This is a genomic window from Ensifer sp. 1H6, from assembly GCF_001976035.1.
In the GTDB taxonomy this organism is placed as follows: Bacteria; Pseudomonadota; Alphaproteobacteria; order Rhizobiales; family Rhizobiaceae; genus Ensifer; species Ensifer canadensis.
Genome location: NZ_MOAI01000016.1, coordinates 93,592 through 119,218 on the forward strand (window position 1 = coordinate 93,592; position 25,627 = coordinate 119,218).

General features: G+C 60.5%; 24 protein-coding genes and 1 pseudogene. 12 read left to right on the forward strand and 13 right to left on the reverse strand.

From position 1 onward, the window contains the following. Window positions 1-74: 74 nt before the first annotated feature. Together BKP54_RS19490 and speB are read right to left on the reverse strand one after the other, a co-directional pair. Complete coding sequence (locus BKP54_RS19490; RefSeq protein ID WP_084814725.1) at window positions 75-1,046, reverse strand: ornithine cyclodeaminase family protein; 972 nt, start codon at window positions 1,044-1,046, stop codon at window positions 75-77. 124 nt (window positions 1,047-1,170) lie between these two features. After that, a complete protein-coding gene (gene speB / locus BKP54_RS19495; RefSeq protein ID WP_084814726.1) occupies window positions 1,171-2,232 on the reverse strand; it encodes an agmatinase in 1,062 nt (353 codons plus the stop codon). A 366-nt stretch (window positions 2,233-2,598) separates the two neighbouring features. Here speB and BKP54_RS19500 point away from each other — a divergent pair, with 366 nt between their 5' ends. The 5 genes from BKP54_RS19500 to BKP54_RS19520 all read left to right on the forward strand — a co-directional run bounded on the left by BKP54_RS19500 (window position 2,599) and on the right by BKP54_RS19520 (window position 7,628). Next, on the forward strand, window positions 2,599-3,675 hold the full coding sequence (locus BKP54_RS19500; RefSeq protein WP_057207964.1) for an extracellular solute-binding protein: 1,077 nt from the start codon (window positions 2,599-2,601) through the stop codon (window positions 3,673-3,675). Window positions 3,676-3,767: 92 nt separating this feature from the next. Further along, window positions 3,768-4,652: an ABC transporter permease gene (locus BKP54_RS19505; protein WP_084814727.1), complete on the forward strand. Its 885-nt coding sequence runs from the start codon at window positions 3,768-3,770 to the stop codon at window positions 4,650-4,652. Then, window positions 4,649-5,488 (forward strand): ABC transporter permease, encoded by an 840-nt coding sequence (locus BKP54_RS19510; RefSeq protein WP_057225264.1) that lies wholly within the window; start codon window positions 4,649-4,651, stop codon window positions 5,486-5,488. The genes BKP54_RS19505 and BKP54_RS19510 overlap by 4 nt, the downstream gene beginning before the upstream one ends. 10 nt (window positions 5,489-5,498) lie before the next feature. Continuing rightward, on the forward strand, window positions 5,499-6,566 hold the full coding sequence (locus tag BKP54_RS19515) for an ABC transporter ATP-binding protein (protein WP_025428789.1): 1,068 nt from the start codon (window positions 5,499-5,501) through the stop codon (window positions 6,564-6,566). Window positions 6,567-6,767: 201 nt separating this feature from the next. Next, window positions 6,768-7,628 carry a LysR substrate-binding domain-containing protein gene (locus BKP54_RS19520; RefSeq protein WP_057225262.1) on the forward strand — a complete coding sequence of 287 codons (861 nt, stop codon included), beginning with the start codon at window positions 6,768-6,770 and terminating at the stop codon, window positions 7,626-7,628. A gap of 41 nt (window positions 7,629-7,669) precedes the next feature. Here the strand turns inward: BKP54_RS19520 and BKP54_RS19525 are convergent, their stop codons facing one another. From BKP54_RS19525 to BKP54_RS19545, 5 genes are all read right to left on the reverse strand, one after another. Then, entirely contained in the window at window positions 7,670-8,479 is an 810-nt protein-coding gene (locus BKP54_RS19525; protein ID WP_244497489.1) for a citryl-CoA lyase, read from the reverse strand. 11 nt (window positions 8,480-8,490) lie between these two features. Further along, window positions 8,491-9,675 carry a CoA transferase gene (locus BKP54_RS19530; RefSeq protein ID WP_025428786.1) on the reverse strand — a complete coding sequence of 395 codons (1,185 nt, stop codon included), beginning with the start codon at window positions 9,673-9,675 and terminating at the stop codon, window positions 8,491-8,493. Then, complete coding sequence (locus BKP54_RS19535) at window positions 9,672-11,210, reverse strand: tripartite tricarboxylate transporter permease (protein WP_084814728.1); 1,539 nt, start codon at window positions 11,208-11,210, stop codon at window positions 9,672-9,674. Before BKP54_RS19535 ends, BKP54_RS19530 begins: the two co-directional genes overlap by 4 nt. 1 nt (window position 11,211) lies before the next feature. Beyond that, window positions 11,212-11,703, reverse strand: coding sequence for a tripartite tricarboxylate transporter TctB family protein (locus tag BKP54_RS19540; protein WP_057207976.1), 492 nt, complete (start codon window positions 11,701-11,703; stop codon window positions 11,212-11,214). Between the two features lie 64 nt (window positions 11,704-11,767). Next, window positions 11,768-12,745 carry a tripartite tricarboxylate transporter substrate-binding protein gene (locus tag BKP54_RS19545; RefSeq protein ID WP_057207978.1) on the reverse strand — a complete coding sequence of 326 codons (978 nt, stop codon included), beginning with the start codon at window positions 12,743-12,745 and terminating at the stop codon, window positions 11,768-11,770. 175 nt (window positions 12,746-12,920) lie between these two features. Between BKP54_RS19545 and BKP54_RS19550 the strand changes: the two genes are divergently transcribed. The 7 genes and pseudogenes from BKP54_RS19550 to BKP54_RS19575 all read left to right on the forward strand — a co-directional run bounded on the left by BKP54_RS19550 (window position 12,921) and on the right by BKP54_RS19575 (window position 19,637). After that, window positions 12,921-13,655, forward strand: coding sequence for an IclR family transcriptional regulator (locus tag BKP54_RS19550; RefSeq protein WP_234907939.1), 735 nt, complete (start codon window positions 12,921-12,923; stop codon window positions 13,653-13,655). Window positions 13,656-13,692: 37 nt separating this feature from the next. Beyond that, a complete protein-coding gene (locus BKP54_RS19555; RefSeq protein ID WP_277996387.1) occupies window positions 13,693-14,085 on the forward strand; it encodes a putative sulfate exporter family transporter in 393 nt (130 codons plus the stop codon). A 366-nt stretch (window positions 14,086-14,451) separates the two neighbouring features. Then, on the forward strand, window positions 14,452-15,615 hold the full coding sequence (locus BKP54_RS19560) for an MFS transporter (RefSeq protein WP_057208075.1): 1,164 nt from the start codon (window positions 14,452-14,454) through the stop codon (window positions 15,613-15,615). Window positions 15,616-15,627: 12 nt separating this feature from the next. Continuing rightward, window positions 15,628-15,717, forward strand: a pseudogene (locus BKP54_RS36595) (ABC transporter ATP-binding protein); the annotation flags it as partial. A gap of 140 nt (window positions 15,718-15,857) precedes the next feature. After that, window positions 15,858-17,297 carry an NAD-dependent succinate-semialdehyde dehydrogenase gene (locus BKP54_RS19565; RefSeq protein ID WP_057207987.1) on the forward strand — a complete coding sequence of 480 codons (1,440 nt, stop codon included), beginning with the start codon at window positions 15,858-15,860 and terminating at the stop codon, window positions 17,295-17,297. 334 nt (window positions 17,298-17,631) lie between these two features. Continuing rightward, entirely contained in the window at window positions 17,632-18,747 is a 1,116-nt protein-coding gene (locus BKP54_RS19570) for a Glu/Leu/Phe/Val dehydrogenase dimerization domain-containing protein (protein ID WP_082523632.1), read from the forward strand. A gap of 164 nt (window positions 18,748-18,911) precedes the next feature. Further along, window positions 18,912-19,637: a glutathione S-transferase gene (locus BKP54_RS19575; protein WP_057225293.1), complete on the forward strand. Its 726-nt coding sequence runs from the start codon at window positions 18,912-18,914 to the stop codon at window positions 19,635-19,637. A 40-nt stretch (window positions 19,638-19,677) separates the two neighbouring features. Here BKP54_RS19575 and BKP54_RS19580 read toward each other — a convergent pair whose 3' ends face one another. The 6 genes from BKP54_RS19580 to BKP54_RS19620 all read right to left on the reverse strand — a co-directional run bounded on the left by BKP54_RS19580 (window position 19,678) and on the right by BKP54_RS19620 (window position 25,424). Then, complete coding sequence (locus tag BKP54_RS19580; protein ID WP_057207991.1) at window positions 19,678-20,565, reverse strand: aldo/keto reductase; 888 nt, start codon at window positions 20,563-20,565, stop codon at window positions 19,678-19,680. 135 nt (window positions 20,566-20,700) lie between these two features. Beyond that, window positions 20,701-20,955, reverse strand: a complete 255-nt coding sequence (locus tag BKP54_RS19585; protein ID WP_057207993.1) for a helix-turn-helix domain-containing protein — start codon at window positions 20,953-20,955, stop codon at window positions 20,701-20,703. A gap of 84 nt (window positions 20,956-21,039) precedes the next feature. Further along, entirely contained in the window at window positions 21,040-21,906 is an 867-nt protein-coding gene (locus tag BKP54_RS19590; protein ID WP_057207995.1) for a glycine betaine ABC transporter substrate-binding protein, read from the reverse strand. 65 nt (window positions 21,907-21,971) lie between these two features. Then, window positions 21,972-22,850 (reverse strand): proline/glycine betaine ABC transporter permease, encoded by an 879-nt coding sequence (locus BKP54_RS19595; protein WP_057207997.1) that lies wholly within the window; start codon window positions 22,848-22,850, stop codon window positions 21,972-21,974. Window positions 22,851-22,876: 26 nt separating this feature from the next. After that, window positions 22,877-24,109, reverse strand: coding sequence for a glycine betaine/L-proline ABC transporter ATP-binding protein ProV (gene proV, locus BKP54_RS19600; protein ID WP_084814729.1), 1,233 nt, complete (start codon window positions 24,107-24,109; stop codon window positions 22,877-22,879). 814 nt (window positions 24,110-24,923) lie between these two features. Beyond that, window positions 24,924-25,424, reverse strand: coding sequence for an invasion associated locus B family protein (locus BKP54_RS19620; RefSeq protein WP_084814732.1), 501 nt, complete (start codon window positions 25,422-25,424; stop codon window positions 24,924-24,926). Window positions 25,425-25,627: the final 203 nt, after the last annotated feature.

Below are 25,627 nucleotides of genomic sequence, written 5' to 3' on the forward strand. Positions count from 1 at the left end.
ATCAGCGCAAGCCGGCCCCAGCGATCGTGGCAGGGCAATACCTCGCAGCCGCGGATGGGTCGATCGCAAGCCACTCAGCTGTTGGCGGACGCAGTCTCATACACCATCGTCGCGGCGGCTAGATCCGCCAAGGCGGTTCCTACTGCCTTGTAGAGCGTGATCTCCTCGTTCGAGGTTCTTGCCGTCACATCGCGGCGGCACAATTCGTCGAGCGTCGCGCGTACCATGGCCTCCGAAAACAGGCCCGCCTTGACGGGCTGAACCAGGTCTCCGGCTTCATGTAGGGCCTCATGCGTGTCGATGTAGACCGAAGACCGCCGCACAGCATCGTCATCAGCCTCACGCATCGCGGGCGTAAAGCCACCGATGAGGTCCACATGGGTGCCGGGACGCAGCCACTCGCCCCTGATGATCGGCTGGGTTGCCAAGGTTGCTGCACTCACGACATCGGCGGCACGCACCGATGCTTCAAGATCCGAGACGACGGAGGTTCTGAGCCCCTGTTGTGCAAGGCTGTCCGCCAATCGCGCCGCGTTTCCCGCGTCGATATCCCAGATGTCCACGTGCTCGATCTGCCGGACGGCGCGATAGGCGTCCGGGATCAGGCTTGCCACCCGGCCGGCGCCGATCACCAGCAGGCGTTTGGCGTCCTTCCGGGCGAGATAGTCTGCAGCAAGCGCCGATGCTGCCACTGTTCTGCGCGCCGTGATCGTGTTTCCATCAATGAGCGCGAGCTGCGTACCGGTTCGCCCGTCGTAAAGAATGTAGGTCGAGGTCAGGCCGGCAATGCCGCGCGCGGTATTCCCGGGAAACACGGTGACGATCTTGAAGCCGAGATAGCGCGCCGGTCGCTGTGCGTCATGCCAGGCGGGCATCAACAGCAGTGTCGCATCCGGTTCCCCGTCGTTTGCGACGGTGTGATGGTGGCGAACCGGCACGACGCAGCCCTCGGCAAAGGACCGCCGCAGGGTATCGATCAAGGCGCCGAATGGGAGCAGTGCAGCGGTCGCCTGGGCGTCGAGGATGCGAATTGGCGCGTCAGTCATGGAAACAACCTTCCGAAAATAGGTCGGCCGTCATGCGGCCGAAGAGGTGAAATCTGCTGGGCCGGACGCAGCCGGCATCCGAGCCGGCACAACCAGTTTTTTGTGCTGCGGCCCGGAGTGGCCGTTAACGCCTGTTCACCCTTGCGGACGGGCTGAACATCGCCAGGCATAGAAGTTCGAACAACACCTGCGCTGCGATCTGCGCGGTATTGGTGGTCGCGTCATATTGCGGCGCAATTTCCACCACGTCGCCACCGACTAGATTGATACCCTTGAAGCCCCTGAGCATCGTCAGCACTTCCCGTGGCTGCAGCCCGCCGACTTCGGGCGTACCTGTACCCGGGGCGAAGGCGGGATCCAGGCTGTCGACATCGAAGCTGACATAGGTGGGGCCGGAGCCGACCACTTCAAAGGCCCCGGCAATCACTGCCTTGATGCCCATCTCGGCAACCTCTTCCGCGTGAATGACGGTCATTCCAGAGGCGAACGAGAATTCCCAAAGATATTCGCCGCCGCCGCGAATGCCGATCTGGATCGTGCGTCGAGGGTCGAGCACACCCGCGAGCACAGCCTCTCGGAAGGGCGCCCCATGATGAAATTTCGACCCTTCATAAGGGCCGGCCGTGTCGCAATGGGCATCGATATGGATCATGCCCACGGGTTCGTGGCCGGCAAGGCCTTTGAGGATGGCGCCGGATATGGAGTGATCTCCGCCCACCGAGAGCGGAATGGTTTTCGTGCCCGCAATCATCCGGTAGCAGGCCTCGATGTCGGCATGGCATTCAGCCAGGCCGAACCGGCTGCGCATCGGCACGTCGCCGACATCGGCAACCTTCAGCCGACCCATCGGCGCGACCCGAAGCACATGTTCGTAAGGGCCAACCCGCTCGATTCCACGAACCGCGCGGGGTCCCAGTCGCGCGCCGGCACGGTTGGTCACGCCGAGATCCATCGGCACGCCGATCAGGGCAACGTCAAGCGCCTCCAGGATGTCGGACCGCAGCCCGTTTTCGATGAATGGCGCGTCAAGAAATGTGGCCGGGCCTGCAAATGGCCATTTGCGGCTATCGCCGTCCTTGAAGACGCTGGCCGCAACTTCTCGGAAATGCGGGTCCTGCATTTCACCGCCTGCCGCATTGCCGAAGCGGCTTCGCAAGTCTTCCAGAAAATCCCGGTCAATCGTCAAAATAGGCTCCCACGTTTCAACTGTATATTCCTGAAATCGAAACCGATTTGAGGATGAAATTATGCAGCGAATTAAAAGTGTTGCAGCGACCTTGCGCGTCACTTTGGACGCGCGGCGCTGTAACGTCGCAACGACATCATTCGCGTCGGGGAGCGCCTTTTGGAACCTTGAAAATTCATGAGAGCCTATAAGGATCCCTGATAGTCAAAAGTGGCGAGAAGAGTAAAAACGCCGCGCCACACCGCGGCTGACCATTCACGAATCCTTATATCCCGGAGATAATTTTCCCACTACCGCTTCGAACGGCGTCCCCTCAGTCTCCCCGCGATCACAAGGCTGCACAGAAGCGGCCACAAATAAGGGGAACTGATCATGGATATGACACGCCGCCGGTTTATGGGATCCGCTGCTGCGCTCGGGATTGCTGGAACGATGACGGGACTGGCGAGGTCGGCGTTCGCTGCCGGCAGCGAGCTTACCGCCGTTGAATGGGGCGGAGATGTCGTCGAAGCGATGAAGCAGATTGCGGCTGCCCAGGATGCATCGACTTTCAACTGGGTTCTGCATCAGGGCGGCGCGGGCGCAATCCTTCCGAAGATTAAGGCGGTCTGGCCCAACGTCGATTACGACTATGTGGCCGGATGGGAGGGGTCCTTCAACAGCATGGTCAAGGAAGACTGGCTGGAAACCATCAATCCGGCAGACATTCCCAATCTCGCCGACATTCCCGAGAAGATCATCATTCGCGACGGCAAGGGCAACATCAAGGCTGTTCCGCGCGCAGTGGGAGGCATGTATTTCGGTGCACGAACCGACACTGCGCCCATGGTCGTCAAGACCATCGACGATCTCCTGAGCCCCGATCTGAAGGGTGCAATCTGCTGGCCCGGACCGACGCAGAGCATGATGCTGCAGATCGTGGCGCTTGCCTTGCATGCCGGCGGCAGCGAAACCAATATGGAACCCGGCTGGAAGCTGATGCAGGACCTGGCGAAATCGGGCAATATCGGGCGCGTCGCTGTAACCGATATCGATTTTACCAACTCGCTGACATCAGGCGAAACATCGGTCGGCTTCTTCGCCGAGCCGGGCTGGGCTGCCGTGGCGAAAAACTTCCCCGTGACGCGCTTCACCAAGGACAGCAATTTCAAGGCATTCCTCTACCAGAGCGGCTTCGGCGTCATGAAGAACCGGCCCAATACCCGGGCGGCGCTCGACTTCATCAACTTTGCCATCAGCCCGGAAATGAGCTCGCTCTACGCCAAGGTGGCCGGTGAAGCGCCGCTCAACAGCAAGGCGTCCACGCCCGACAACCTCAAGCATCTCGCTTTCACGCCGGAGGAGTTCTCGAGCTTCGTCTATGTGCCGGACTACAACGTCGTCCTCGAGCAGCAGGATGCCTGGTCCAAGCGCTGGGAACAGGACATCGCACCGCTGCTCTAAATCACAGTGCGACAAGATTGCCGGAGGCGCGAAGCGTTCCTTCGGCAATTCTCTTTCGGGGCCCGGAAGGGCGACAAACAGGCTGTCCGATCATGACCAACACCAGGCAGCAAACCGCTGCAGTTTCAATTCCCGATCGTCGCGATGCGGCCATCACGCTCGCGCCCGCGGTGCTGGTCCTCGCCTTCGGTTTCCTTTCGCCCTTGATCAACCTGGCGATCGAAAGCCTGAAGGAGTTCACCCCGGGACGCGTCGGTTCCGTGGAAAACGCGGCGACGACGGTTCAGAACTACCATGAGCTTGCAAACCAGGCGTTTGCCAATGTCCTGCTGACAACGTTCTGGATCGGCGGCGTGGCGGCGATCGTCGGACAGCTCGTGGCGTTTCCGCTTGCCTATTTCATCGTGCGACGCCTTTCCGCACGCATGCGCACCTTGACACTCGGCTTTCTGATCACGCTTGTGCTGTCGAGCGTCTTGATCAAGACCTATGCGATCGAGCTGACATTCGGCTCGGTCGGCATTCTGCGGCCCTTGCTGCTGACAGTCGGCCTGTCGCCGAACAGTCGTGAATACATCAATATCGTCGTCATCGCGGGGCTGGTGCACTCGATCATACCGGTCGCGACACTGACGCTGATGGGTGCGATGCAGTCCATCGACCCGCGCCTCCTCGACGCCGCCCAATCACTCGGCGCGCCGGGATGGAAGGCGCATCTGTCGATCACGCTTCCGCTCAGCCTTCCGGCCCTCATATCGAGCACGCTTATCTCGCTGACGTTTGCGATCAGCGCCTTTGTCATTCCGATGGTTCTCGGGAGGGGCCGCGTCCTCTTCATGTCGAACGTGATCTACACCCGGTTCAGCGATATCGCCAACTACCCGAGCGGGGCGGCGATTTCACTCGTCATGCTCGCCGCAGCCCTGGCGGTGATTTCGGTCATAACGTTGGCGCACGCATGGAAGAGCCCGCGATGAGCACACATTCTCGTACCGCCAGATCCGGCGACCGGGCTGCCAGCGCACTCGCCTACTGCGTCGTCGGCCTGGGACTGGCCTTTCTCGCAATCCCGCTTGCGATAACCTGCCTGATGGCGTTCGACGCAAGAACATTTCTCGGTCCCTTGCCGCCGCCGGCATTGTCGTTGCACTGGTTCGAGCGTCTCGCCTCCCAGGCGGACATTCTTTCGAGCCTTCGCACCAGCCTCGTTCTGGCCGTGCTGACGACGATCCTGTCGGTTTCGATCGGAACCGCTGCCGCCGTTGGCCTTGCACGCGGAGATTTTCCCGGAAAGGCGACCCTGACATCCGCCTTCCTCTCGCCGCTGATCGTTCCGCCCGTCGTCATAGGCTTCGGCTTGCTGCTGTTTCTGTCCAAGGCCGGCATTACCAACGGTATGGCGCGGCTTCTTCTCGGGCACGTGATCGTGACCGTGCCCTATTGCATCAGGACCAGCCTTGCCAGCCTTCTTGGCGCCGACAAACGGTTAACGGAAGCGGCCATGATTCTCGGCGCCACGGAGCGTCAGGCGTTCTGGTCCATTACCATACCGCTGATGAAGACAGGGATCATCACCGGGGCGATCTTTGCCTTCGCCATCTCGATGGACGACGTATCGATCAGCCTTTTCCTGAGTGACCCGTCGGCCACCACCCTGCCCGTTACCCTGGTCAGCAACATGCGGGCCGCTTTCGACCTGACGATCGCGGCAGCCGCTGTGATCCTGATGGCTGTAACGGTGCTGCTGATCGTTGTCCTCGACCGGCTGGTCGGGTTCGACAACGTCGTAGGCCAGGGTCTATTTCGTTCATGAGGACAATACGATGATTTCTGCCGTAGAATTTCAAGGTGTCGGCAAGCGCTTCGGCGAAACCGTCGCGCTGGACAACATTTCGTTTTCGGTGAAGCCCGGCGAGACGATTGCGCTTTTGGGACCGAGCGGTTGCGGCAAGACCACGATCCTTCGTCTCATCGCCGGCTTTGAACGGCCTGACAGCGGCACGATCACCATCGGCGGCAAGTCGATGGCCGGATTGAAGCCGTATGAACGAAATGTCGGTCTGCTGTTCCAGCACTACGCCCTCTTTCCACACATGACCGTCGAACAGAACATCGGCTTCGGACTTCGTCACCGCGGTCACGCGGCAAACGAGATCCCCGCCCGTGTCGGAGAAATGCTGGAACTCGTGCGGCTGACCGGCTTCGGACATCGCCGTCCGCATCAACTGAGCGGTGGGCAGCAGCAGCGCGTGGCCCTTGCGCGGGCACTCGCGACCCATCCGAGCCTGCTGCTTCTGGATGAACCGTTGTCCGCGCTTGATGCGAAGTTGAGGCATGAACTGCGCACGGAGCTGAAGGATGTTCTTGCCGCGGTTGGCTCCACGGCGATCGTGGTGACACATGACCAGGAAGAAGCGATGAGCCTCGGCGAGCGCATTTTCGTGATGAGCCGTGGCGAGATCATGCAGTCGGGCAAGCCGGACGATGTCTATTGGCGTCCGAAATCGCGTTTCGTCGCGGATTTTATGGGGCGAACGAACTGGATCCGGGGCTCGGTCGTCGCGACCGATGGTGCCGTCTCGAAGTTTCGCTCGGAATCCGGATGGGAGTTTCCGGTCGCCTCGTCACGCGACGGTGCAGCCATGAAGGAGGTTTGCGTCCGTCCGGAGAGTGTCGAGATATCGTCGAGCACCAGGGACGCTGCGGCGAGAGGCATGGCTGGACGCGTCGCGGACGTCGTTACGCTCGGCGCTTTCCGACATGTGTCCGTGGAGCTTTCCAGCGGCGACCGGGTCATTTCCGCTTGTGCGAACCGCCCGGACATTTCCTTCGAACGGGGGCAAGAGATCAGCATTTCCATGCCGCCGCAGGCCTGCGTCCTGTTTGCATGATTGTCTCGACATGAGCGGGCGGGCAGCGATTGTGTTGCCTGCCCCGCTGGTCGGGCCCTGTTGCGCCCGGCTTACGGATCGTTCAATGTCCGATCCAGCTGCCGATGTCGCCATTTGGCGAACCCGTCCGCGTCCCGGATGCGGAAGCCCAAGACGTCTTCGGCCCGCACTCATCAACAGCGGCGAAAGCACGGTGCTTCCATGCTCGATCTCGACTCTTATTTGCTCCGGGCGTTCCTGACCGTCGCGGAAATAGGAACCGTCAACGGCGCGGCCGCAAAACTGCATCGCACGCAGGCTGCACTCAGCATGCAGATTCGCAAACTCGAAGAACTCGTCGGTGTCACGCTTTTCTCCCGGTCGTCCAAGGGACTGGAGCTCACGTCCCATGGTCAGATCATGGTTGCCTATGCGCGTGAAATCGTCCTGCTCAGCGACGAAGTTGGCCGCAGACTGACGGGCAAGGTGATCGAGGGGCGGATCCGCCTCGGCGTCGTCGAGGATTTCGCCGCCAGCCGGCTGATCGACATCCTACGCGACTTCAGGGATCAGAACCCCAAGGTCGAGATCGACATTATCGTCGAGCCGAACCGCCGTCTGGCGGAGATGTTCGAAGACGGAAAGCTCGATGTCGCGGTCTGCGACATCGCCTGCCTTGGCCGAAAGCCAATTCTGATCTGGACCGAATACCTGATGTGGGCCGTCAGATCTGACTTCGTCGTCGACGCAAGCCAGCCGCTCCCGCTCATCATGTTCGACGACAGCTGCCCCTGGAATGTTCAGGCGATCGCGACCTTATCCCAAAGAAACATAAAATGGAAAACCGCGTGCGTTGCCTCCACGCTGGTGGCGATGGCAACGGCCGTGCGGGTCGGCATCGGGATTGGCCCGATGATTTCTGCGACGATCCCGGATGGATGTCGCGCACTCGACAAGTCGAGTGACCTGCCGACTGCTGTCCGGATCGAGATCGGCTTCTACGCGCAATCGGACGTGTCCGAGGGCGTTCGCTATCTGGTCGAATTTGTATCCCGCCATACGGCCATGGGTGACCGCCCTTAGTCTCCATTCTGAGACGACTTCGGGAGAAACGCCCCCGAAGGTTACTCCAAAGTCGCCTCATCCCCCGAATAGCGCCACAGCCATTCACGTGGCAACGGCCCTTTGTTGCGCTCGGGCTGCTGAGATTGTTCCCAGGCATGCGCCAGAATGCCGACAGAGCGGGACAACACAAACAGCCCCCGTGTGAGCGGCGCCGGGAATCCAAGTTCGCCATAAACGACTGCAGTGGCACCATCGATGTTGAGAGGAATGAGCTTGCCCTTGCGCAAAGCAACCTGGCGTTCGAGTTCGACCGCGATATTGACCAGTTTACCGGCGACGGTGCCGTTCTCAGCGTAGGTCCTCGTAATATCGAGCAGCCTCGGTGCTCGCGGATCCACGGGATGAAAGCGGTGGCCGAGTCCCGGCACATAGCCATTGCTCCCCTCAAAAAAGCGGTCAAGACGGTCCGAAACTGCCTGCGGCAAGCCCTTGGCGTCGACGCCTACGGCGATTTCCTGCAGAAAGACCAGTGCCTGTTCACCGGCGCCGCCGTGCACGTCTCCAAGCACATTGATCGCGGAGGCCATGGCATTGTTGATGCCGACGCCACAGGTCGCGGCCATGCGCGCGATCGCGATCGAGGGCGCTTGAGGGCCATGATCCACCGCGGCCGACAGCGCCACGCCGAGCAGCCCAGCCTGATCCTCTGTCGGCAATTCGCCACGTAACATCAGCCAGATCATCGCCGGGAAGCTGATGTTCCCGATCAGATCCTGGATCTCGTGGCCGCGCAGCCGGATGACGCCGGGGCGCATCTCGATAATATCGGTCCTCCACCAATCCTCGGCCCATTGGCGCCCCTGTTCCATACCTTGCTTGTTCATGCGCGTACCCTGATAGCCTGCTGCGAAACGATCTCGGCCAAGATCTCGGCCGTCTGTTCGCCGAGCCTCGGCGGCCGGCGTGATGGCACCGGCGGCTCGCCGTCGACCAGGAACCCGCCGCGAACAACAGTCAAACGGTCAGCACCGTCGCTTTCGGGGAATGTCGTCATCAGTTTCCGCCCGATGACCTGGTCTTCTGAAAGGATTTGCGGGATCGTGAGGATCCGCCCTGCCGGTATGCCGCGTCGATTGAAGCGCCGCTCCCATTCTACCGCTGGCGCTTGCGCCAATGCCTGCTCGATCAGCAGCTTCAGTTCGCCGCGGCGGCGTTTGCGCTCGTCGCGCTTTTCGAAGCGCGGATCGTTGGCGAGTTCAGGCCGGCCGATTTCGTCGCATAGCGCGACGAACTGTTCCTGCTTGTTCGCCGCGATGTTGAGCAGGCCGTCTCCCGTAATAAAGGAGCCCGAAGGGGCTGCCGTCATGTTCTCATTGCCCATCGCCGCCGGCTCCACGCCTGAGATTAGATAGTTGGAGACCGGCCAGCCGAGCGCGCTTAGGGTGCATTCGAGCATCGACACGTCGAGGAAGGCGCCTTCACCCGACCGTGACCTGCGCAATAGAGCCGACACAACCGCGAACGCACCGAATAGGCCGCCCAGCGTGTCGGCGACGGGATAGCCGACACGCAATGGCGCGGTCTCGGTCGTGCCGGTGATGCTCATGATCCCGGAAAGCCCTTGAATGATCTGATCATAGGCCGGGTTGTCGCGCATCGGGCCGTCCTGGCCGAAGCCCGAGATGGCGCAATAGACAAGATCGGGACGTATCACTTTCAAAGTGTCGTAGCCGAAGCCCAGCCGCTCCATGACCCCGGGTCGGAAGTTCTCCACCAGCGCGTCGGCCGTCGCGACAAGCTGAAGAAAGTGCTGCTTATCGGTTTCGTTCTTTAGATCCAGAGTGATGGAGCGCTTTCCGGCATTCTGCGCGAGAAACGAAGCGCCCATGCCTTGCGCGTTGAGCTGGGCAGAGGCGCCAAGCTGGCGGGCAAGATCGCCTCCCAGAGGCGTTTCAACCTTGATGACATCGGCGCCGAGGAGGGCGAGCTGATAGGCGCAATAGGGACCCGCGAGCACGTTCGTCAGGTCCAGGATGCGCAGGCCGTCGAGGAGTTTTTTCGTCATCGGTTGTTCCTTCGGTCAAGCGCGGGTGCGTGTTCGACCGTCGCCGCGCGACGATCCGAAAAATGCTTCCACAGTCTCGGTCCAATCAACGCCGTGAAAGCGAGCACGAGCAGCGACAGCGAGATTGGGTGCGTAACGAAAACCGACCAATCGCCGTTGGAGATCGTCATCGTCCGGCGAAACTGTGTCTCCGCCATCGGCCCAAGGATCATCCCGATCAGAACTGGCGCCGTCGGGAAATCGAAACGTCGCATAACGAAGCCCATCGCACCAAGCACGTAGAGAAGAACCAGATCGTAAGAGGACTGGGAAATGCCGTAGGTGCCGATGGTCGCAAAGACGAGGATGCCACCATAGAGCAGCGGCGGCGGAATCTTGAGCAAGCGAACCCACAGGCCGATCAGCGGCAGGTTCAAGAGCACCAGCAAGACGTTGGCGATCAGCAGGCTGGCGATCAATCCCCAGACGAGCGCCGGCTGCGTCTGAAGCAGCAACGGGCCGGGATTGATGCCGTAGCTCTGGAAGGCTGACAGCATGATCGCCGCCGTTGCAGAGGTGGGAAGCCCAAGCGTCAGCATCGGCACAAGGACGCCGGCCGTCGAGGCGTTGTTCGCGGCCTCCGGACCAGCAACTCCTTCGATCGCGCCCGTCGTTCCGAACTCGTCCCGGTGCGGTGACAGCTTCTTTTCGATCGCATAGGAAAGAAAGGTCGGGATTTCGGCGCCGCCGGCCGGCATGGAGCCGATCGGAAAGCCGATGAGCGTGCCGCGCAGCCACGGCTTCCAGGAGCGCGCCCATTCCGCACGCGTCATGTAGAGCGAGCCGCGCAAGGGGGTGATCTCATCCTTGCCGGCATAACGACGGCCGGCGACATAGAGGGTCTCGCCGACCGCAAACAGGCCAACTGCCGCGACGATCATGCTCGTGCCATCGAGCAGTTCGGGCACGCCGAAGGTGAAGCGCGCCTGCCCGGTCTGCATGTCGACGCCGATCATGCCGAGGAAGAAGCCGGCAAACAGGCTGGTGAGGCCACGTACCGACGATGGACCCAGCACGGCCGAGACCATGACGAACGACAGGACCATGAGCGAAAAATACTCTGCCGGTCCGAACTTCAGCGCCATGCCGACAACAACCGGAGCAAGGAAGGCGACGCCGAGCGTGCCGATCGTGCCGGCGACAAACGAGCCGATCGCCGATGTCGCCAGAGCGGCGCCGGCCCGACCAGAGCGCGCCATGCGGTTGCCTTCGAGCGCGGTCACGACCGTGGCGCTCTCGCCTGGTGTGTTGAGCAGGATCGACGTGGTCGAGCCGCCGTACATAGCGCCGTAGTAGATGCCTGCAAACAGGATGAATGACGCCTCCGGAGAGACCTGGTAGGTGATTGGCAAAAGGAGCGCGATCGTCAGCGCCGGACCGAGGCCGGGCAGGACGCCGATTGCCGTCCCAAGTGTCGTGCCGGCCAGACACCAGAGCAGGTTGATCGGCGTCAGGGCAACGGCAAAACCGGTCGCGAGTTGTTTTAGGGTTTCCACGTCAACCTCCAAGAAGGCTCTCGACGACACCGCCGCCGATATTGACGCCAAGCAACTTGGCAAAGCCGAAATAAGCGGCAAGCGCGAGCAGCAGCCCGCAGGCGGCGTCCCGCAGGGGCCGGTGGCTGCCGAAGCCACGGGCGATCAGCACGAACATCATGACGGAGGCAGCGGTGAAGCCGACGCGGCCGATGAGGACCACGTTGGCAACGAGCCCGGCCGCGACATAGGCGATGGATCGCCAATCGGGCGGAGTGGACTTTTCTTCCTCGTCCTGCCAGCCGCCGCGAAGGGCGCTCCACAGGAGCGACACGGCCAATACCGTCAGGCCGGCGGCGGTCAGATAGGGAAATACCGTCGGCCCGACCTTGGCATAGAGAGGCGAGACCGCCATGAGGCTGGTCTGCCAGGCAATGACGCCGGCGACGAGCAGAACGCCGATGCTGAGGGTCAGTTCGGGTAACGCCGGTTTCGAATGCATGGGTGGGGGCATCTTTTGACCTCCGGCGGGCGGCCCATCTACGGGCAGCCCACTAGGTTGCGTTCTCGGGAAGGGATCAGGAAGCGAGACCGAGGTCCTTGAGGATCGCGGTAATCTTCGCGGTGTCTTCGACAAGGAATTGCGAATAGGCCTCGCCAGTCAGAAGGATCGGCGTCCAGGAGCGCTTGTCCGTCTCGTCCTTCCAGGCCTTGCTCGTCGCCATCTTTTCGATCATCGCAATCAACGCGGCCCTGTTTTCCTCGGTGATGCCGGGAGGCGCAAAGATACCGCGCCAGTTGAACAGCTCCACGTCCAGGCCTGCCTCCTTGAAGGTCGCGGCATCGATACCTGCCTGTCGGGTATCGGCCGAGATAGCAAGCACGCGTAGCGTGCCGGCCTTGACCTGCTCGGCAAACTCGCCATAGCCCGAGATGCCGGCGGCAACCTGATTGCCAAGCAGCGCTGCAAGCGCTTCACCGCCACCGGCAAACGGGACATAGGACAGGTCAGTCGGCTTCACGCCTGAGGCTTTGGCAACGAGGCCGAAAAGGATGTGGTCCGAACCACCGGCCGAACCGCCCGCGACCGGAACCTTGGTGGGATCTGCCTTGAGCGCCTCGACAAAATCCTGAAGGGAATTGAACGGCGAATTGGCAGGCACGACCAGAGCCAGGAATTCGCCCGTCAGGCGCGCAATTGGCGTCGTCTGATCTAGGGTCGCCGGCGATTTGTTCGCGATGATCGCGCCGGTCATGACCATGCCGCCAACCATGATGGCGCTCTCGCGACCCTTCCACTGGTTGATGAACTGCGGAAGGCCGACGGTGCCGCCGGCGCCGCCGACATTGGTGATCTGCGCACCGGAGATGAGATTCTCGGCGCGAAGAACCTGTTCCATCGTCCGCGCGGTCTGGTCCCATCCTCCGCCGGGGGCGGCCGGCACGAAAATCTGCAGCTGCGGCGCGTCCGATGCCTGCGCAGGGTCAAGCGGGCCTGCGAGAGCAACGGCTGCAAAAGTAGTCGCATAAGCCAGTAGATGACGTCGATTTAGCATTGCTTCCTCCCTTTATGACGCCACCGACAGCGTCGAAAGTGGGTCCTCCCGACCCGGGTCATACAAATCGCAGAGGATTATCGTTCTGTCAAACAGAATTATATTCTGTCAGGCAGAACGATATGCAATCAGAAATCTTGGTGATAGGACAATTGGAAACGTTAGGATCGCCGCATTGAACACGAAAAACCCACAGCAGGAGGCAAGCGGACCGCCCGAGGGGGTAGCCGCGCTTGATCGCGCCATCGCAATCATGAATGCCTTTACGGTGACGGATCGCTCTTTGACGCTCGCGGAAATCTCCTCGCGAACGGGCCTGTACAAGAGCACGATCCTGCGACTTCTTGCCTCTCTGTTGCGGGCAAGTCTGATGGAGCGGCTTGATGACGGTCGCTATCGAATTGGACCGGCAGCCTTCAGATTAGGCTCGATCTATCAGCGCTCGTTGATTACTGCGGAGGTGCTGTTGCCACACATGCGCGCGCTGAATGACCAGAGTTCGGAGAGCGTCGCATTTTATGTGCTGGCTGGAGATGTCAGAACCTGTCTCTACCGCATCGAGGCGAAGCATGCGATCCGCTACACCGTACGTGAAGGCGACGTGCTCCCACTCTCCGCCGGCTCCGGTGGACGAGTGCTGGTGGCATTTTCTGGCCAGCCGGGCGAGCCATATGAAACGATCCGCAAGAATGGCTATCACATCTCGTTCGGAGAACGCGATCCGGAGACCGTCGGCATTTCCGCACCTGTCTTCGGTGCGGGCGACGCGTTGCTGGGCGCAGTGACACTAGCTGGACCGCGTTCGCGCGTGGATGAACCCTTCATACGAAAGATGATCGAGCCACTGTTGCGGGCGGCTGCGGACATGACGGAAGCTTTCGGAGGCAGTAGAGGCCTCCTCCAATCATAAGGTCCATGATCAGGACGGCATACGCGTCGACGGAAACATCGCGGGATGTGTCTTATCTCTCAGCCCAATGATCGCCGCGATTTTTTTGGGGATGGTTTTTGCCAATATCGTCGGCTTCTCGGCGTCTGCCGATGCTGGCATCTCCGTCGCGGGGAAAAAACTGCTTCGTCTAGCGGTTGCCATGCTTGGCCTGCAGCTAACCTTCAACCAGCTGGCCGGCATCGGGATCACCGGTCTGATGTTAGCGGCGACGGTTGTGGTTTCAACGTTGATTTTTACGGTTTGGGTGGAGCGCTGCGAGGGAGAAGTACCAGAGCTTCGGACGCTGATAACCTCGCGCCAGCGATGGCTTATGCGAATCCTGGGCCGATCCGCACCGACTGCGGGCTTTCCTTCACAAGCACAATTGCGCATTGTGCGCCCCCGATGAGCTACAATTGGGAAGGCGCCCGGAACTCCGCACTCTGTGTTCATTTTTTTCACTGGCGTATCTTAGCCGGTGGAGCATCGCACGTATGCTGCAGTCAGACGAGCTTCTTCAGAATTGGGCGTTTCTTTGATATTTTCGAGAAGATTCGCCCCATAGCTGCGTATTTACTAATATTTCGATCAAAGAAAGCGCGTCGGTTACGCGGAATTTCGGTCAATCCTGGCGTCGGTCGGTTGACAGTCTCGCGACCTTGTCACACAAATTGTGAAAATGATTTTCAATACTAGACCGGGATACGCGAAGCCATCGCTGACGAAGGTGGCCTGCGGATAAGTCGACAGCACAATTCGCCGAGGAGCAATGCGCATGACCAGTCAGCGGCTCATCATGCTGATCTTTTTCCTCCAGCCGATCGCTTTTGGCGCCTGGTTGCCACGCATCCCAGACATTCAACAAAAGCTCGGTCTCGGGCCGGCCGAACTGGCGTTGGCCCTGCTCGGCATGCCAGCAGGAATCCTGCTAACCCTGCCCTTCGCTGGCCGCTTCGTCGCCCGGATCGGCGGCCGCGCCACCATCCTCTACGGCTTCATGGTGTTTCTCGGGCTGGTGTGGCTACCGACATGGGCGCCAAGCATCGAGTTGCTTTTCGTAACACTCGCAGTCGTGGGCGTTGCGTTGGCGACATTGGAGCTGGGCCTCAACGTCGAGGCGGATGCCATCGAGAAGCGCTCTGCCAAGTTGATCATGAGCACATGTCACGGCTTCTGGAGCCTCGGGATCATGGCGGGCAGTCTGGTCGGCATCGGCTTTGCTGCAGCGGGCGTGCCGCCTGAATGGGCCGTACTGATTGCAGCGGCGGTTATGTTGCCAATCAGCCTTCTGGCAGCCAAGGCGTTGCCGGACCTACATGTTGTAGAGCCAACGCAGACGGACACCGTCAAAACCAGGCGCCGCCCACCAAGTCGAGCTTTGCTCGGTATTTGCTTCTTTGTCTTCGGCATCACCATGACCGAGGGCGCGGTTGCGGACTGGTCGGCAGTCTACCTGCGAGACGTGTTCGGGCTCGCCAGCGCCAGCGCCGGTTTTGGCTATTCGATCTTCGCCTTCATGGTCGCTGCGGGACGGTTCGGCGGTGACCGGCTCAAGACCATCTACGGGCCTGTCGCTGTGGCTCGCACATGCGGGCTCGCCAGTGTTGCGGGGCTGCTCTTGGTGGCGATAAGCCCGGCTGCCTGGTTGGCGCTGATCGGCTTTGCCGCCATGGGCTTCGGTGTATCGGTCGGTTTTCCGCTTGCTGTCACAGCGGCAGCCGACCAAAAAGACCGGCCGGCACCCGCAAGTGTGGCGATACTGTCTTTCGTGGCACTCCTCGGCTTTCTGATTGGACCGCCAATGATCGGACTTGTTGCCGAGCAAAGCGACATGCGTTTCGGTTTGGGGATGCTTGTTCCCTTCCTGGCTGTGAGCTTGCTGCTGACCGGCATGCTGAAGCCGGGCACCAAAGCGGCTCCCGTGCTGGTATCAACTTGAAAGCGGACGCCCGAAGTCGGCCCCGGTCCACAATTCGCCTGCCGGTTTCCGCATCAGTTGTCGGAAGGTCAAAGGCAACGCGTGGCTATTGCGCGAGCGATGCCGTGTTCTATGTGGCCATGATCAGGCCCCTGCCCCCTTGATCTTCAGCATCACTTGCAGGCAGTCTCCCCGCGTTTCCTAGACTTCCTCGCGCGCCACAGACAGTCGTGCCAGCCAGCCCCCTCAGAAAAGGTTCTTTCATGCCCAGCTACCCGGATACCCTTCTTCACATCGACGGCAAATGGCGGCCGGCGCGATCAGGCAAGAGCACTCCGGTTGTCGACCCTGCAACCGAAGAGGCGATCGGAACTGTCGCCTGGGCCGAGGTTGCCGATCTCGACGAGGCACTTGAAGCGGCCCAGAAAGGCTTTGAGATCTGGCGCCGGACGTCCTCCTTCGATCGGGGAAAAATCATGCGCGCCGCCGCAGCGCTGTTGAGGCAGCGCGCCGACGACATCGCCTGGCTGATGACCCGCGAACAGGGCAAGCCGCTTGGCCAGTCGAAGGGCGAGATCCTGAGTGCTGCCGACATCATCGACTGGTTCGCCGAAGAGGGCCGGCGCGCCTATGGCCAGATCATTCCGCCACGTGCGCCCAATGTGACCCAGATGACGGTGAAGGTCCCGGTTGGTCCGGTGGCCGCATTTACGCCCTGGAATTTCCCGATCAACCAGGTGGTGCGCAAACTTTCGGCGGCTCTTACGACCGGATGCTCGATCATCGTGAAGGCGCCAGAGGAAACACCGGCTTCGCCGGCCGAGCTGATCCGGTGTTTTGTAGATGCAGGGGTGCCGGATGGTGTCGTCAACCTCGTCTACGGCGTGCCCGCACAGATCTCGCAGTATTTGATTTCACATCCGGTGATCCGCAAGATGTCCTTCACAGGCTCGACTCCGGTTGGCAAGTCGCTGGCTTCGCTTGCCGGCCTGCACATGAAGCGGGCGACGATGGAGCTTGGCGGCCATGCCCCGGTGATCGTCACCGAGGATGCCGACGTCGACGAGGCGGTCGCGGTAATGGCTGGCAGCAAATATCGCAATGCCGGTCAGGTGTGCGTGTCGCCGACGCGTTTCCTCGTGCAGGAACGGGTGGCCGATCGGTTCATCGACGGCTTCACCGCCGCCTCGCAGGCGATCAAGGTCGGCAATGGCCTTGATAGCACGACGGACATGGGGCCGCTTGCCAACGAGCGCCGTATTCCCGCAATCGAGAAGCTGATCGTCGATGCCGTCGAACAGGGCGGGCGCTTGACGACCGGCGGCCACCGCATCGGAAATCGCGGTTACTTCTTCGAGCCGACGGTGCTTGCAGACGTGCCGCGCTCGGCCGCCATCATGAACGACGAACCCTTCGGCCCGGTTGCGATCATCAACCGGTATTCGGAACTGGACGATGCGATCGAAGAGGCCAACCGCCTACCCTTCGGGCTGGCTGCCTATGCCTTCACCGGCTCGCAGAAACAGTCGGATCGCATTGCTGCCGAAATCGAAAGCGGCATGATCTCGATCAACCATCTCGGGCTTGCCCTGCCCGAGGTCCCGTTCGGGGGGATCAAGGATTCCGGTTATGGCACCGAAGGCGGATCCGAAGCGATAGATGCCTATCTGGAAACGCGCTTCGTGACGCGCAAGAGCGCCTGAAATCTCGCCACGCCGTTATCTGGTCCCGCCGGGAGAGCGCGCTCGCCTGGCGGGGAACCACGAGCCAAAATACGGCCGTCCGGCTCCGGGGTCAGGTGGTCCCGCCACATCGGCGTTGATCCATGGCGCGGCGGTTCAACTGGCATTGAGGCGGTACGGCTGACAGGCGCGCACTCGTTGAAACCATCCCCTCCTGCAAACGAATGCGCTTTGCGTTTGTTGCGCGGAAATTTCCTCGCACGCAACGCGCCATCGTGTGGCGTGCTGACTTCGAAACCAAAGATCGCTGAGAATGTTTAACCTTCACTGTGGCAGGTCACAGGGAGGAATGGCAATGCGAAATGGGCTGAATCCGCGGCAGGAAATCGCTTCCGCAACCACGCTTGATATTACCGACATCACCAGCGAGGCATCAGGTATGCCTGGCTTCGACGCCCACGAGCAGGTTTGGCTGGGCCGCGACACCGAGCGCGGCCTTGAGGCAATCGTGGCTGTTCACACGACGGTCCTTGGTCCGGCTTTGGGCGGAACCCGCATCTGGCCGCATGTCAGCTTCGAGGCCGGCGTCACCGATGCACTGCGCCTTTCGCGCGGCATGAGCTTCAAGTCCGCCATCGCCGGCCTGGCGCTGGGCGGCGGCAAGGCGGTGATCATCGCCGACCCGAAGACAGAGAAAACGCCGGCGATGCTCGCGGCCTATGCCGAGATGCTGAATGCGCTGGTTGGCCAATACATCACGGCCGAAGATGTCGGTATGACGCTTGCGGACGCGGACTTCCTTGCCGAGCGCACGCCGAACGTCAGCGGCACCACCAAGGGCGGCAGTGGCAACCCATCGCCCTTTACCGCATTGGGCACGTTCCTCGGCCTCAAGGCCGCACTGCGCCATCGCACCGGTAGCGATAACCTGAAAGGCATTCGCGTTGCCGTACAGGGATTGGGGTCTGTCGGTTGGGCGCTCTGCCAGAGGCTCCACGCCGAAGGCGCCATGCTGACGGTGTCCGATCTCGACCAAGCCCGCACCGAACGCGCCGCTCAAGAGCTTGGCGCGACAGTCGTCGAGGGCCAGGCGATCATTGCAGCGGATGTCGATATATTCGCGCCCTGTGCGTTGGGCGGCGTTCTGTCCGCCGTGACGATCCCGTTGCTCCGAGCCAAGATCGTTGCGGGAGCGGCAAACAACCAGCTCGCGACCGCTGCGGACGGTGAGCGCCTCAGGGAAAGAGGCATCCTCTATGCGCCCGACTATGTCATCAACGCCGGCGGTGTCATCAACGTCGCGGCCGAAATCGGCAGCGGTCGCTACGGCGTCGACGATGTGATGGTTCGCGTCGACCGGATCCCTTTGATCTTGACCCGCATCTTCGAACGCGCCGAGAACGAGGGCCGGACCACCGACGCCGTGGCCGAAACGATGGCCCGCGAGATCATCGAGACTGCCAGACAATAGGTTTGCCCAGACGACAAGATGGTGGACAAGCGAAGACTTCTGCTCAATGTTCCCGCACAGCCGCATCAGCGAGCCCATTGTTTTGGGTTGGCCGATGCGGCAGCCGCAACGTCGGCCTGACAGCGGATCTGCACGTTGTCGGCCCAAATCGCCGCGAGGATGTCATGGCATTTGAACTCTACTACTGGGATGGCATTCAGGGCCGTGGAGAATTCGTGCGGCTGGCACTTGAGCACGCCGGGGCCGACTATGTCGATGTCACGCGGGAGCCTGACCGCGGGACGGATGAGATGATGCAGTTCATCGATAGTTCGTCGGAGGCGCATATTCCCTTCGCGCCTCCTTTTCTCAAAGACGGCGGGCAGCTCGTCTCCCATGTTGCCAACATCCTGCTCTATCTCGGCGCTCGGCTTGATCTTGCGCCGCGAGACGAAGACGCGCGCTGGTTCGCCAACGGACTTCAATTGACGATCACTGATTTCGTCGCCGAAGTGCACGACACGCACCACCCGATAGCGACCTCCAAGTACTATGAAGACCAGAAAGAAGAAGCAAAGGCGCGAGCGTCGGAGTTCGTCATGAACCGCCTGCCGAAATTCCTTGGTTATTTCGAGCGCGTGTTGAAGCAAAACCCGGTACAAGGCGGCCATCTTGTCGGCGACAGCCTTAGCTATGTCGACCTGTCGATGTTCCAGATGATCGAAGGGCTGGTCTATGCCTTCCCCAAGGCAATGAAGCACCACGACATCCGATATCCGGGTCTCGCACGGCTTCACGACCGGGTGAAGGACGGTCCCGCTATTGCTTCCTATCTGGCGTCGCCGCGTCGATTGGCGTTCAACGAAAGCGGCATTTTCCGCAGATATCCCGCGCTCGATATCGATCCGTGATCACTGCGATCCTTCAACACTGCGGTCGCGTGCAGAGCGACTATGGGACGTCATTTCCGGTCGCCGCAGAGTAGAGGTCGAACCAGGTTTGCCTGTCGATGCGAACCGCAAGCGCCTCTGAAAAACGGCGGATCCGATCGATGCTGTTTGTGCCAAGCACAGGCAGAATTCGGGCTGGGTGGGCAAGCAGCCAAGCAATCGCGACGGCGGCCCGGTCGACGCCAGCCTCGGCGCCGAGACGGTCGAGCTTCTCGGCGAGCACACCGCTCTCCGTCATCAACCGACCCCCTGCAAGCGGGGACCAGGCCATCGGCGGGGTCGACATTTGCTGAAGATGAGCAAGATCCCCGTTGGTGAAGGGCGCCGTTGCCAACAGACTGAGTTCAATCTGGTTGGTCGCGAGCCTTGTACTCATCGCCGACTGTAAAAGGCTTTGATCCCATGGGCGAAAATTCGAGACGCCGACCGATCGTACCTTTCCATCCTTGACCAGCGCGTCGAGCGCAGCACCCGTTTCGACGTGATCCATGAACGGGTCAGGCCGGTGAATGAGAAGAAGATCGATGTAGTCCGTGGCCATCAGTCGGAGCGATTCGTCGACCGAGGCAGTGATATGGCGGGCGCTTGTGTCGTAATGCTTGACCTTCGCGGCGCTGTGCCTGCCGGCAGGGTAGACGATGCCGCATTTGGTGACGATCTCGATGCGCTGACGAAGTCCGCTGCCACGCAACGCTTTGCCGAAGAGTTCTTCGACCATATAGCCGCCGTAGATGTCGGCGTGATCCATCGTGGTCACGCCCTGATCGAGACACGCTTCAATCTTTGAGCGGATGTGAGCGATCGACGTGTCCTGATCGTCTGCCAGCCGCCACATGCCGTAGACAATCCGCGAAAGCTCCACGTCTCCCGCAATTCCAATCCGCTCCATCGTTACTCTCCATGTCGGCTCACTGTGTCGCGAAGCTATAATCTGTTGCTGATTTCAGCAACTTGGCAGCGGCGGTAAATGTCGACGATCCGCATTTCCTCCGTGCAGCGCCAGTGAGCGCGCTAAATTTTGTTTTCAGCGCGGCCCCTGCCCCCGTCCCGTCAACAGCCACGAGAGGCTTACGCTCAAGACGCCGGCGATCATCGCCAGGCGATTGGCACGTGGGGCATCTCGATCGTTTTCCCAGTTGAACCACGTGCTCGTCTCGACGCCGACGATCCTGGCGGCCTTTTGTGCCGAAACGTCAAGCGCATCGCGCGCAAGCGACATACGTCCGCCGATTGTGTCATCCTGGGTGCAGAACGTGTTTTCATAATTGTTGAAGTTCATCGGTATCCCTTTCCATTCTGATGTGAGCGGTCGCCCGGCGGCATTTGGCTGACGCCGGGCTCTTTCTCCCGTGGGTGGACCGGCTTACCTTCCGGTCCAGGCCTTCACCTGATCGGGGTGATCGGCGATGTATTTCTCGACTGCAGCTTCATAGGAAGTCTCCTGCGCCTGGAACATCGCAGCCTCCAGATCGCCGATCGGCAGTTTCATGCGGGAGAGGAAGGCGGCGACATCAGGATTGTCCTGCTTGAACCCCTGGCGCGCCAGCACGTCGACATGCTCGGCCTCACCGAGCGAGCCCTTCGGATCGGCGATGTAGCGAAGCTCGTATTTGCCGAACATCCAATGCGGGCTCCAGGACGTAGCGACGAACCACTTTTCAGTTCTGATTGCGCGATCCAACGCCGTCAGCATCCCGGCTTCGCTGGAGATCTGAAGCTTGTAGCCGTCGAGGCCATAATCCTTGAGCGCCTTTTCCGAGAGACGCGTCAGCCCGGCGCCCGGATCGATACCCTGAACCGTCGAAGTAAGCTTTTCCTTGATCTCGGGCTTCTGCAGATCCTCGATCGAGTTGAGTTCGCTTTCGGGAATGTAGGCCGGGACGACCCAGCCGAGTTTGGCGCCCTCATAGACAGTGCCGAGGGTCTCGACCTTGTCCTTCACCTTGCCGTAGTAATCGGCATGGGTTTGCGGCAGCCATGCCATCATCATCGCATCGAGATCGCCACGGCTGACCCCTTGATAGAGCGGAGCGACGTCTGTCTGGACAAGCTCGACCTCGTGGCCGAGTTCATCCTTGATGATTTTCGCCGCGAGCTTGGTGACGAATTCCGCATCCGACCATGCTGCCCAGCCGATTTTCACAGGCTTTGTCTCCTGCGCGAAGCTTGCGCCTGCCGGCCCGCCAATAAACATGGCCGCAAGGCCGATGGTTGCGATTGTCTTGAACATATCCAATCCTTCCTATGCATTTCGAATGACAGCGGGCGGAACGCCCGCCGATGAAGACGCTGCGCTCAGGCCGTCTTGGCCTCGGGCTCGCGCTGTGCGAACTTCACAAACGGCAGGCGCCAGGAAGCGCCTTTCTTTCCAAGGCTCTGGGTAAGGCGATCGAGAATGACGGCGAGGATGACCACGGCCAGGCCGCCTTCGAAGCCGGTGCCGACATCGAGCCGCTGGATGCCCGTCAGCACCGTGTTACCGAGGCCGCCCGCGCCGATCATCGAGGCGATGACCACCATCGACAGCGACAGCATGATCGTCTGGTTGATGCCCGCCATGATCGACGGCATTGCGTTGGGTAGCTGGACCTTGAGGAGAAGCTGGGTCGGCGTGCAGCCAAAGGCATTGCCTGCCTCGACGAACTCCACATGCACCTGCCGGATGCCGAGATTGGTCAGACGCACGACCGGGGGCATGGAAAAGATGACGGTCGCAATGGTGCCAGGAACCGCGCCGAGCCCAAAGAACATCGCCGCCGGGATGAGGTAGACGAAGGCCGGCATCGTCTGCATCAGATCGAGCCCCGGGCGGATGACCGCGGCGACGGAATCCCGTCGCGCCATGGCGACGCCGAGCGGCAAGCCGATGATCATCGCGATGACAGTCGAAGCAATGACAAGAGACAACGTCTCCATCATCGCTGCCCACAGTCCCATTTGCCCGACCAGCGAAAGCGACAATCCGGCAAAGACCGCAAAGCCGAATGAGACGCGCCACAGGGCGAGAAGAGCGAAGATCGCTATACCAACCGGCGCGGGAATGCTGAGCAGACCGTTCTGCAATCCGTTCGTCACGAACCCGATCGACGCAGCGATGAAGTCGAGCGCGGGCGAAAAATTGTCGAGGATGTAATTGACGGCCGAATCGATGCCGTCTCCGATGTCGAAGCTCATAATTTTATCCGATTGGCTGGTGAGGTTCAGTTGGCGCGGTCGAGCGTCTCAAGCAGCGCCGACTTGCTGATGGCGCCGATGTAACGGTCTTGGTCGTCGACAACAGGAACCGGCCATGCGCTTGCAGCCACTTGCCCAAGGACACTCGAGAGCTGTTCGCTGGCAAGGATCGGCGCTGCGTCGGCAAGGAAAGCCTTGCGATATGGATCTTCCGCCTTGGAGCGGATCTTCTCCATCAATGACGCCTGGCTGACCATGCCATGGTATTTCATGTCGCGGCCGACGATGATCGCGAACTCCCTGTCGCGGCTCTTCATCTGCTCCAGCGCGGCAGCGGCGGAAACACCCTGACGCTCTATGATGGTGATCTGGGTCTTTCGCGCGACGTCGCCGGCCTTGAAAACCTGCGAGACGTCGACATTGCGGAAGAACGACCGAACATAGTCGTTGGCGGGATTGCCGACGATTTCGTCAGGTGTGCCGACCTGGACGACGTTTCCGTTCTGCATGATGCAGATACGGTCACCGATGCGCATCGCCTCGTCGAGATCATGGCTGACGAAGACGATCGTTCGGCTGTGTTCGGACTGCAGCCGAACCAGTTCGTCCTGCATTTCCGTGCGGATGAGCGGATCAAGCGCCGAAAACGCTTCGTCCATAAGCAGGATCGACGGTTCGCTTGCCAATGCCCGGGCAAGGCCGACGCGCTGCTTCATGCCGCCGGAGAGTTCGTCAGTGCGGCTTTCGCTATAACCGTCAAGCCCGACGGCTTTCAGCGCCACCATGGCCTTCGCCTTGCGCTCGGCTTCGCCGACGCCTGCCACTTCCAGCCCGAAGGCGGCGTTGTTTAGAACATTGCGGTTTGGGAGAAGCGCGAAGGACTGGAACACCATGCTGATGTCTCGGCGACGGAGCTCGATCAGCGCCTTGCGCGACATCTTCGTGATGTCTTGGCCGTCGATCTCGATGGAACCGGATGTCGGCTCGATGAGCCGATTGAGCAGGCGCAGAAGCGTGGATTTGCCGGAACCGGACAGGCCCATGATCACGAAGATCTCGCCTGCCTTGATATCGAAGCTGGCGTCGTTGACGCCAATGGAGCAACCGGTTGCTCGGTGAATGTCTGCCTTGCTCTTGGCGGAGCGAATGAGCTCCAGAGCATCTTCCGGGTATTCCCCGAAAATCTTGTAGACGTCCTTCAATCTTATCTTGGTCGAACTCTCGGACGTGCCGTTCTCATGTTCCATCGTAAAAGCCATAAAAAATTGCCGCCTGCTCAATAGCTGACGCACTCTCCTTGTTTGTGATCTTCAGCATTCCTCAAGCAAATACCGCTCAAGGAAACGATTTCTTTAGGCACCAATTCCATCGCGCGGAATATGGTGAAGTTAATCCTCGGCAATCGTCAGATGAGCATTATTATAATAATACATGCTGCGTTGATGAGCGCGGAGAAACTGTCGTTTCTACAATGGCGAATGATGGCCGAGGCGCAAAGGATTGCCTTTATTACGACACAGAGTTCCGGATGTCCATTGAAAATTCTATTTTTTTGGCAATCTGGGTGCGCCTGAGAAACTCAACGAGGTCCCGTGGACGCCCGAACACCCTGCAAAAGCGCGCATGCGCGTGCTCGGTTTGACGCCGGTTGAAAGGGTTTTCCGGAGTGATATGCGACATCGAGAAGGAACCGCTGACGGCTAGCCGACAACCTCATTGCGGTAGACGCACCATAATCCACCCGCCTGACATATCCAATGAGACCGTGTCGCCTGACCATCACTTCGCACCAGGTTCCATCACAACGATCAAGCCTGAGCAGCACGCCGCCTTGCAAGCTGGCGCGCTCCGTGGCTGTCGCTGCAGGCGCGCTTCTCAGTGCTGCGTTCGAATCCAGCCAGTTTCCGACGGTGGGCCATCCGTTGACCGGAGAGCAGCGCTGCCGACATCCAGCCGATAGCGCCGTCCGCGTCGCGAATCATTCGCCAGTTGCCGGACTCTTCCACAACCCTCGAGCGGCAAACCGGGCGTGACATAAAGCCAGATGATCAGCGAGGCCATCTGGCGCTGGACTCATCGTGTGCAGCGGGCAGCACCTTTGAGGGCTGCCGTCATGCCTTTCAGTGAAAACGAATAGGTCGTTTCCGTGCCGCGGCGTGAGCGCGCATTCAGCGTCATTGTGGCGCCCGCCTTCATGGCGGCTACGAGCTCGGCATCACGGGCCTCGCGTCGCGTCCATGCGGCCCTGCCCTGCGGTGCCAGCGTGAAAGCCTTGTCGCCCACCGCGGCAGTCAGGGTGGAACCGGCCTCGAGATCATAGCCCATGATGGCTTGTGGCACATATCCGGTGGCCGGCCGCGGCGACGGCGCGACAAGGAAGAAGTTGTCGCCGTGGTCGACGTGATCAGGTTTCATCGTCGTTGGGATCGAGAGAATGTAGCAGGTGTCGCGCCCTTCATTTTCGTAGGAATACACGCCCCAGGCGCCGAAGGAGTTGAGCTTTACGGGTTGCGCCTGCGCTGAAGCGTACGTGGTAAGGACGATAGCGCAAGCAGCAATAACTCTGGATTTCATCTTGTTTCCTTTGGCATGGAGGGATCAGGCAGTGCGTTTCGACCGCACACAAGATGCGCCATTCGCGGTCGCAATCGTTGTCAAAGTGTTAACGAAAAGCACCCGAAAAAATGCCCATTGCCGCCGACCAGGCGCAAGTCCCGCGCAATGCACTGCTTGTGCCTCGCCTGACTGAACGTGCGACCTCGATAAAAATATCGTGA

Excerpts from the sequence above, each read along its gene's own strand:
- BKP54_RS19570 (WP_082523632.1), top strand. The coding sequence starts at position 17,632 with ATGCGAAATGGGCTGAATCCGCGGCAGGAAATCGCTTCCGCAACCACG.
- BKP54_RS19620 (WP_084814732.1), bottom strand. The coding sequence starts at position 25,424 with ATGAAATCCAGAGTTATTGCTGCTTGCGCTATCGTCCTTACCACGTAC.
- BKP54_RS19545 (WP_057207978.1), bottom strand. The coding sequence starts at position 12,745 with ATGCTAAATCGACGTCATCTACTGGCTTATGCGACTACTTTTGCAGCC.
- BKP54_RS19530 (WP_025428786.1), bottom strand. The coding sequence starts at position 9,675 with ATGACGAAAAAACTCCTCGACGGCCTGCGCATCCTGGACCTGACGAAC.
- BKP54_RS19490 (WP_084814725.1), bottom strand. The coding sequence starts at position 1,046 with ATGACTGACGCGCCAATTCGCATCCTCGACGCCCAGGCGACCGCTGCA.
- BKP54_RS19575 (WP_057225293.1), top strand. The coding sequence starts at position 18,912 with ATGGCATTTGAACTCTACTACTGGGATGGCATTCAGGGCCGTGGAGAA.
- BKP54_RS19525 (WP_244497489.1), bottom strand. The coding sequence starts at position 8,479 with ATGGAACAGGGGCGCCAATGGGCCGAGGATTGGTGGAGGACCGATATT.
- BKP54_RS19515 (WP_025428789.1), top strand. The coding sequence starts at position 5,499 with ATGATTTCTGCCGTAGAATTTCAAGGTGTCGGCAAGCGCTTCGGCGAA.
- BKP54_RS19585 (WP_057207993.1), bottom strand. The coding sequence starts at position 20,955 with ATGAACTTCAACAATTATGAAAACACGTTCTGCACCCAGGATGACACA.
- BKP54_RS19590 (WP_057207995.1), bottom strand. The coding sequence starts at position 21,906 with ATGTTCAAGACAATCGCAACCATCGGCCTTGCGGCCATGTTTATTGGC.
- proV (WP_084814729.1), bottom strand. The coding sequence starts at position 24,109 with ATGGCTTTTACGATGGAACATGAGAACGGCACGTCCGAGAGTTCGACC.
- BKP54_RS19560 (WP_057208075.1), top strand. The coding sequence starts at position 14,452 with ATGACCAGTCAGCGGCTCATCATGCTGATCTTTTTCCTCCAGCCGATC.
- BKP54_RS19520 (WP_057225262.1), top strand. The coding sequence starts at position 6,768 with ATGCTCGATCTCGACTCTTATTTGCTCCGGGCGTTCCTGACCGTCGCG.
- BKP54_RS19540 (WP_057207976.1), bottom strand. The coding sequence starts at position 11,703 with ATGCCCCCACCCATGCATTCGAAACCGGCGTTACCCGAACTGACCCTC.
- BKP54_RS19565 (WP_057207987.1), top strand. The coding sequence starts at position 15,858 with ATGCCCAGCTACCCGGATACCCTTCTTCACATCGACGGCAAATGGCGG.
- BKP54_RS19595 (WP_057207997.1), bottom strand. The coding sequence starts at position 22,850 with ATGAGCTTCGACATCGGAGACGGCATCGATTCGGCCGTCAATTACATC.
- BKP54_RS19505 (WP_084814727.1), top strand. The coding sequence starts at position 3,768 with ATGACCAACACCAGGCAGCAAACCGCTGCAGTTTCAATTCCCGATCGT.
- BKP54_RS19510 (WP_057225264.1), top strand. The coding sequence starts at position 4,649 with ATGAGCACACATTCTCGTACCGCCAGATCCGGCGACCGGGCTGCCAGC.
- BKP54_RS19580 (WP_057207991.1), bottom strand. The coding sequence starts at position 20,565 with ATGGAGCGGATTGGAATTGCGGGAGACGTGGAGCTTTCGCGGATTGTC.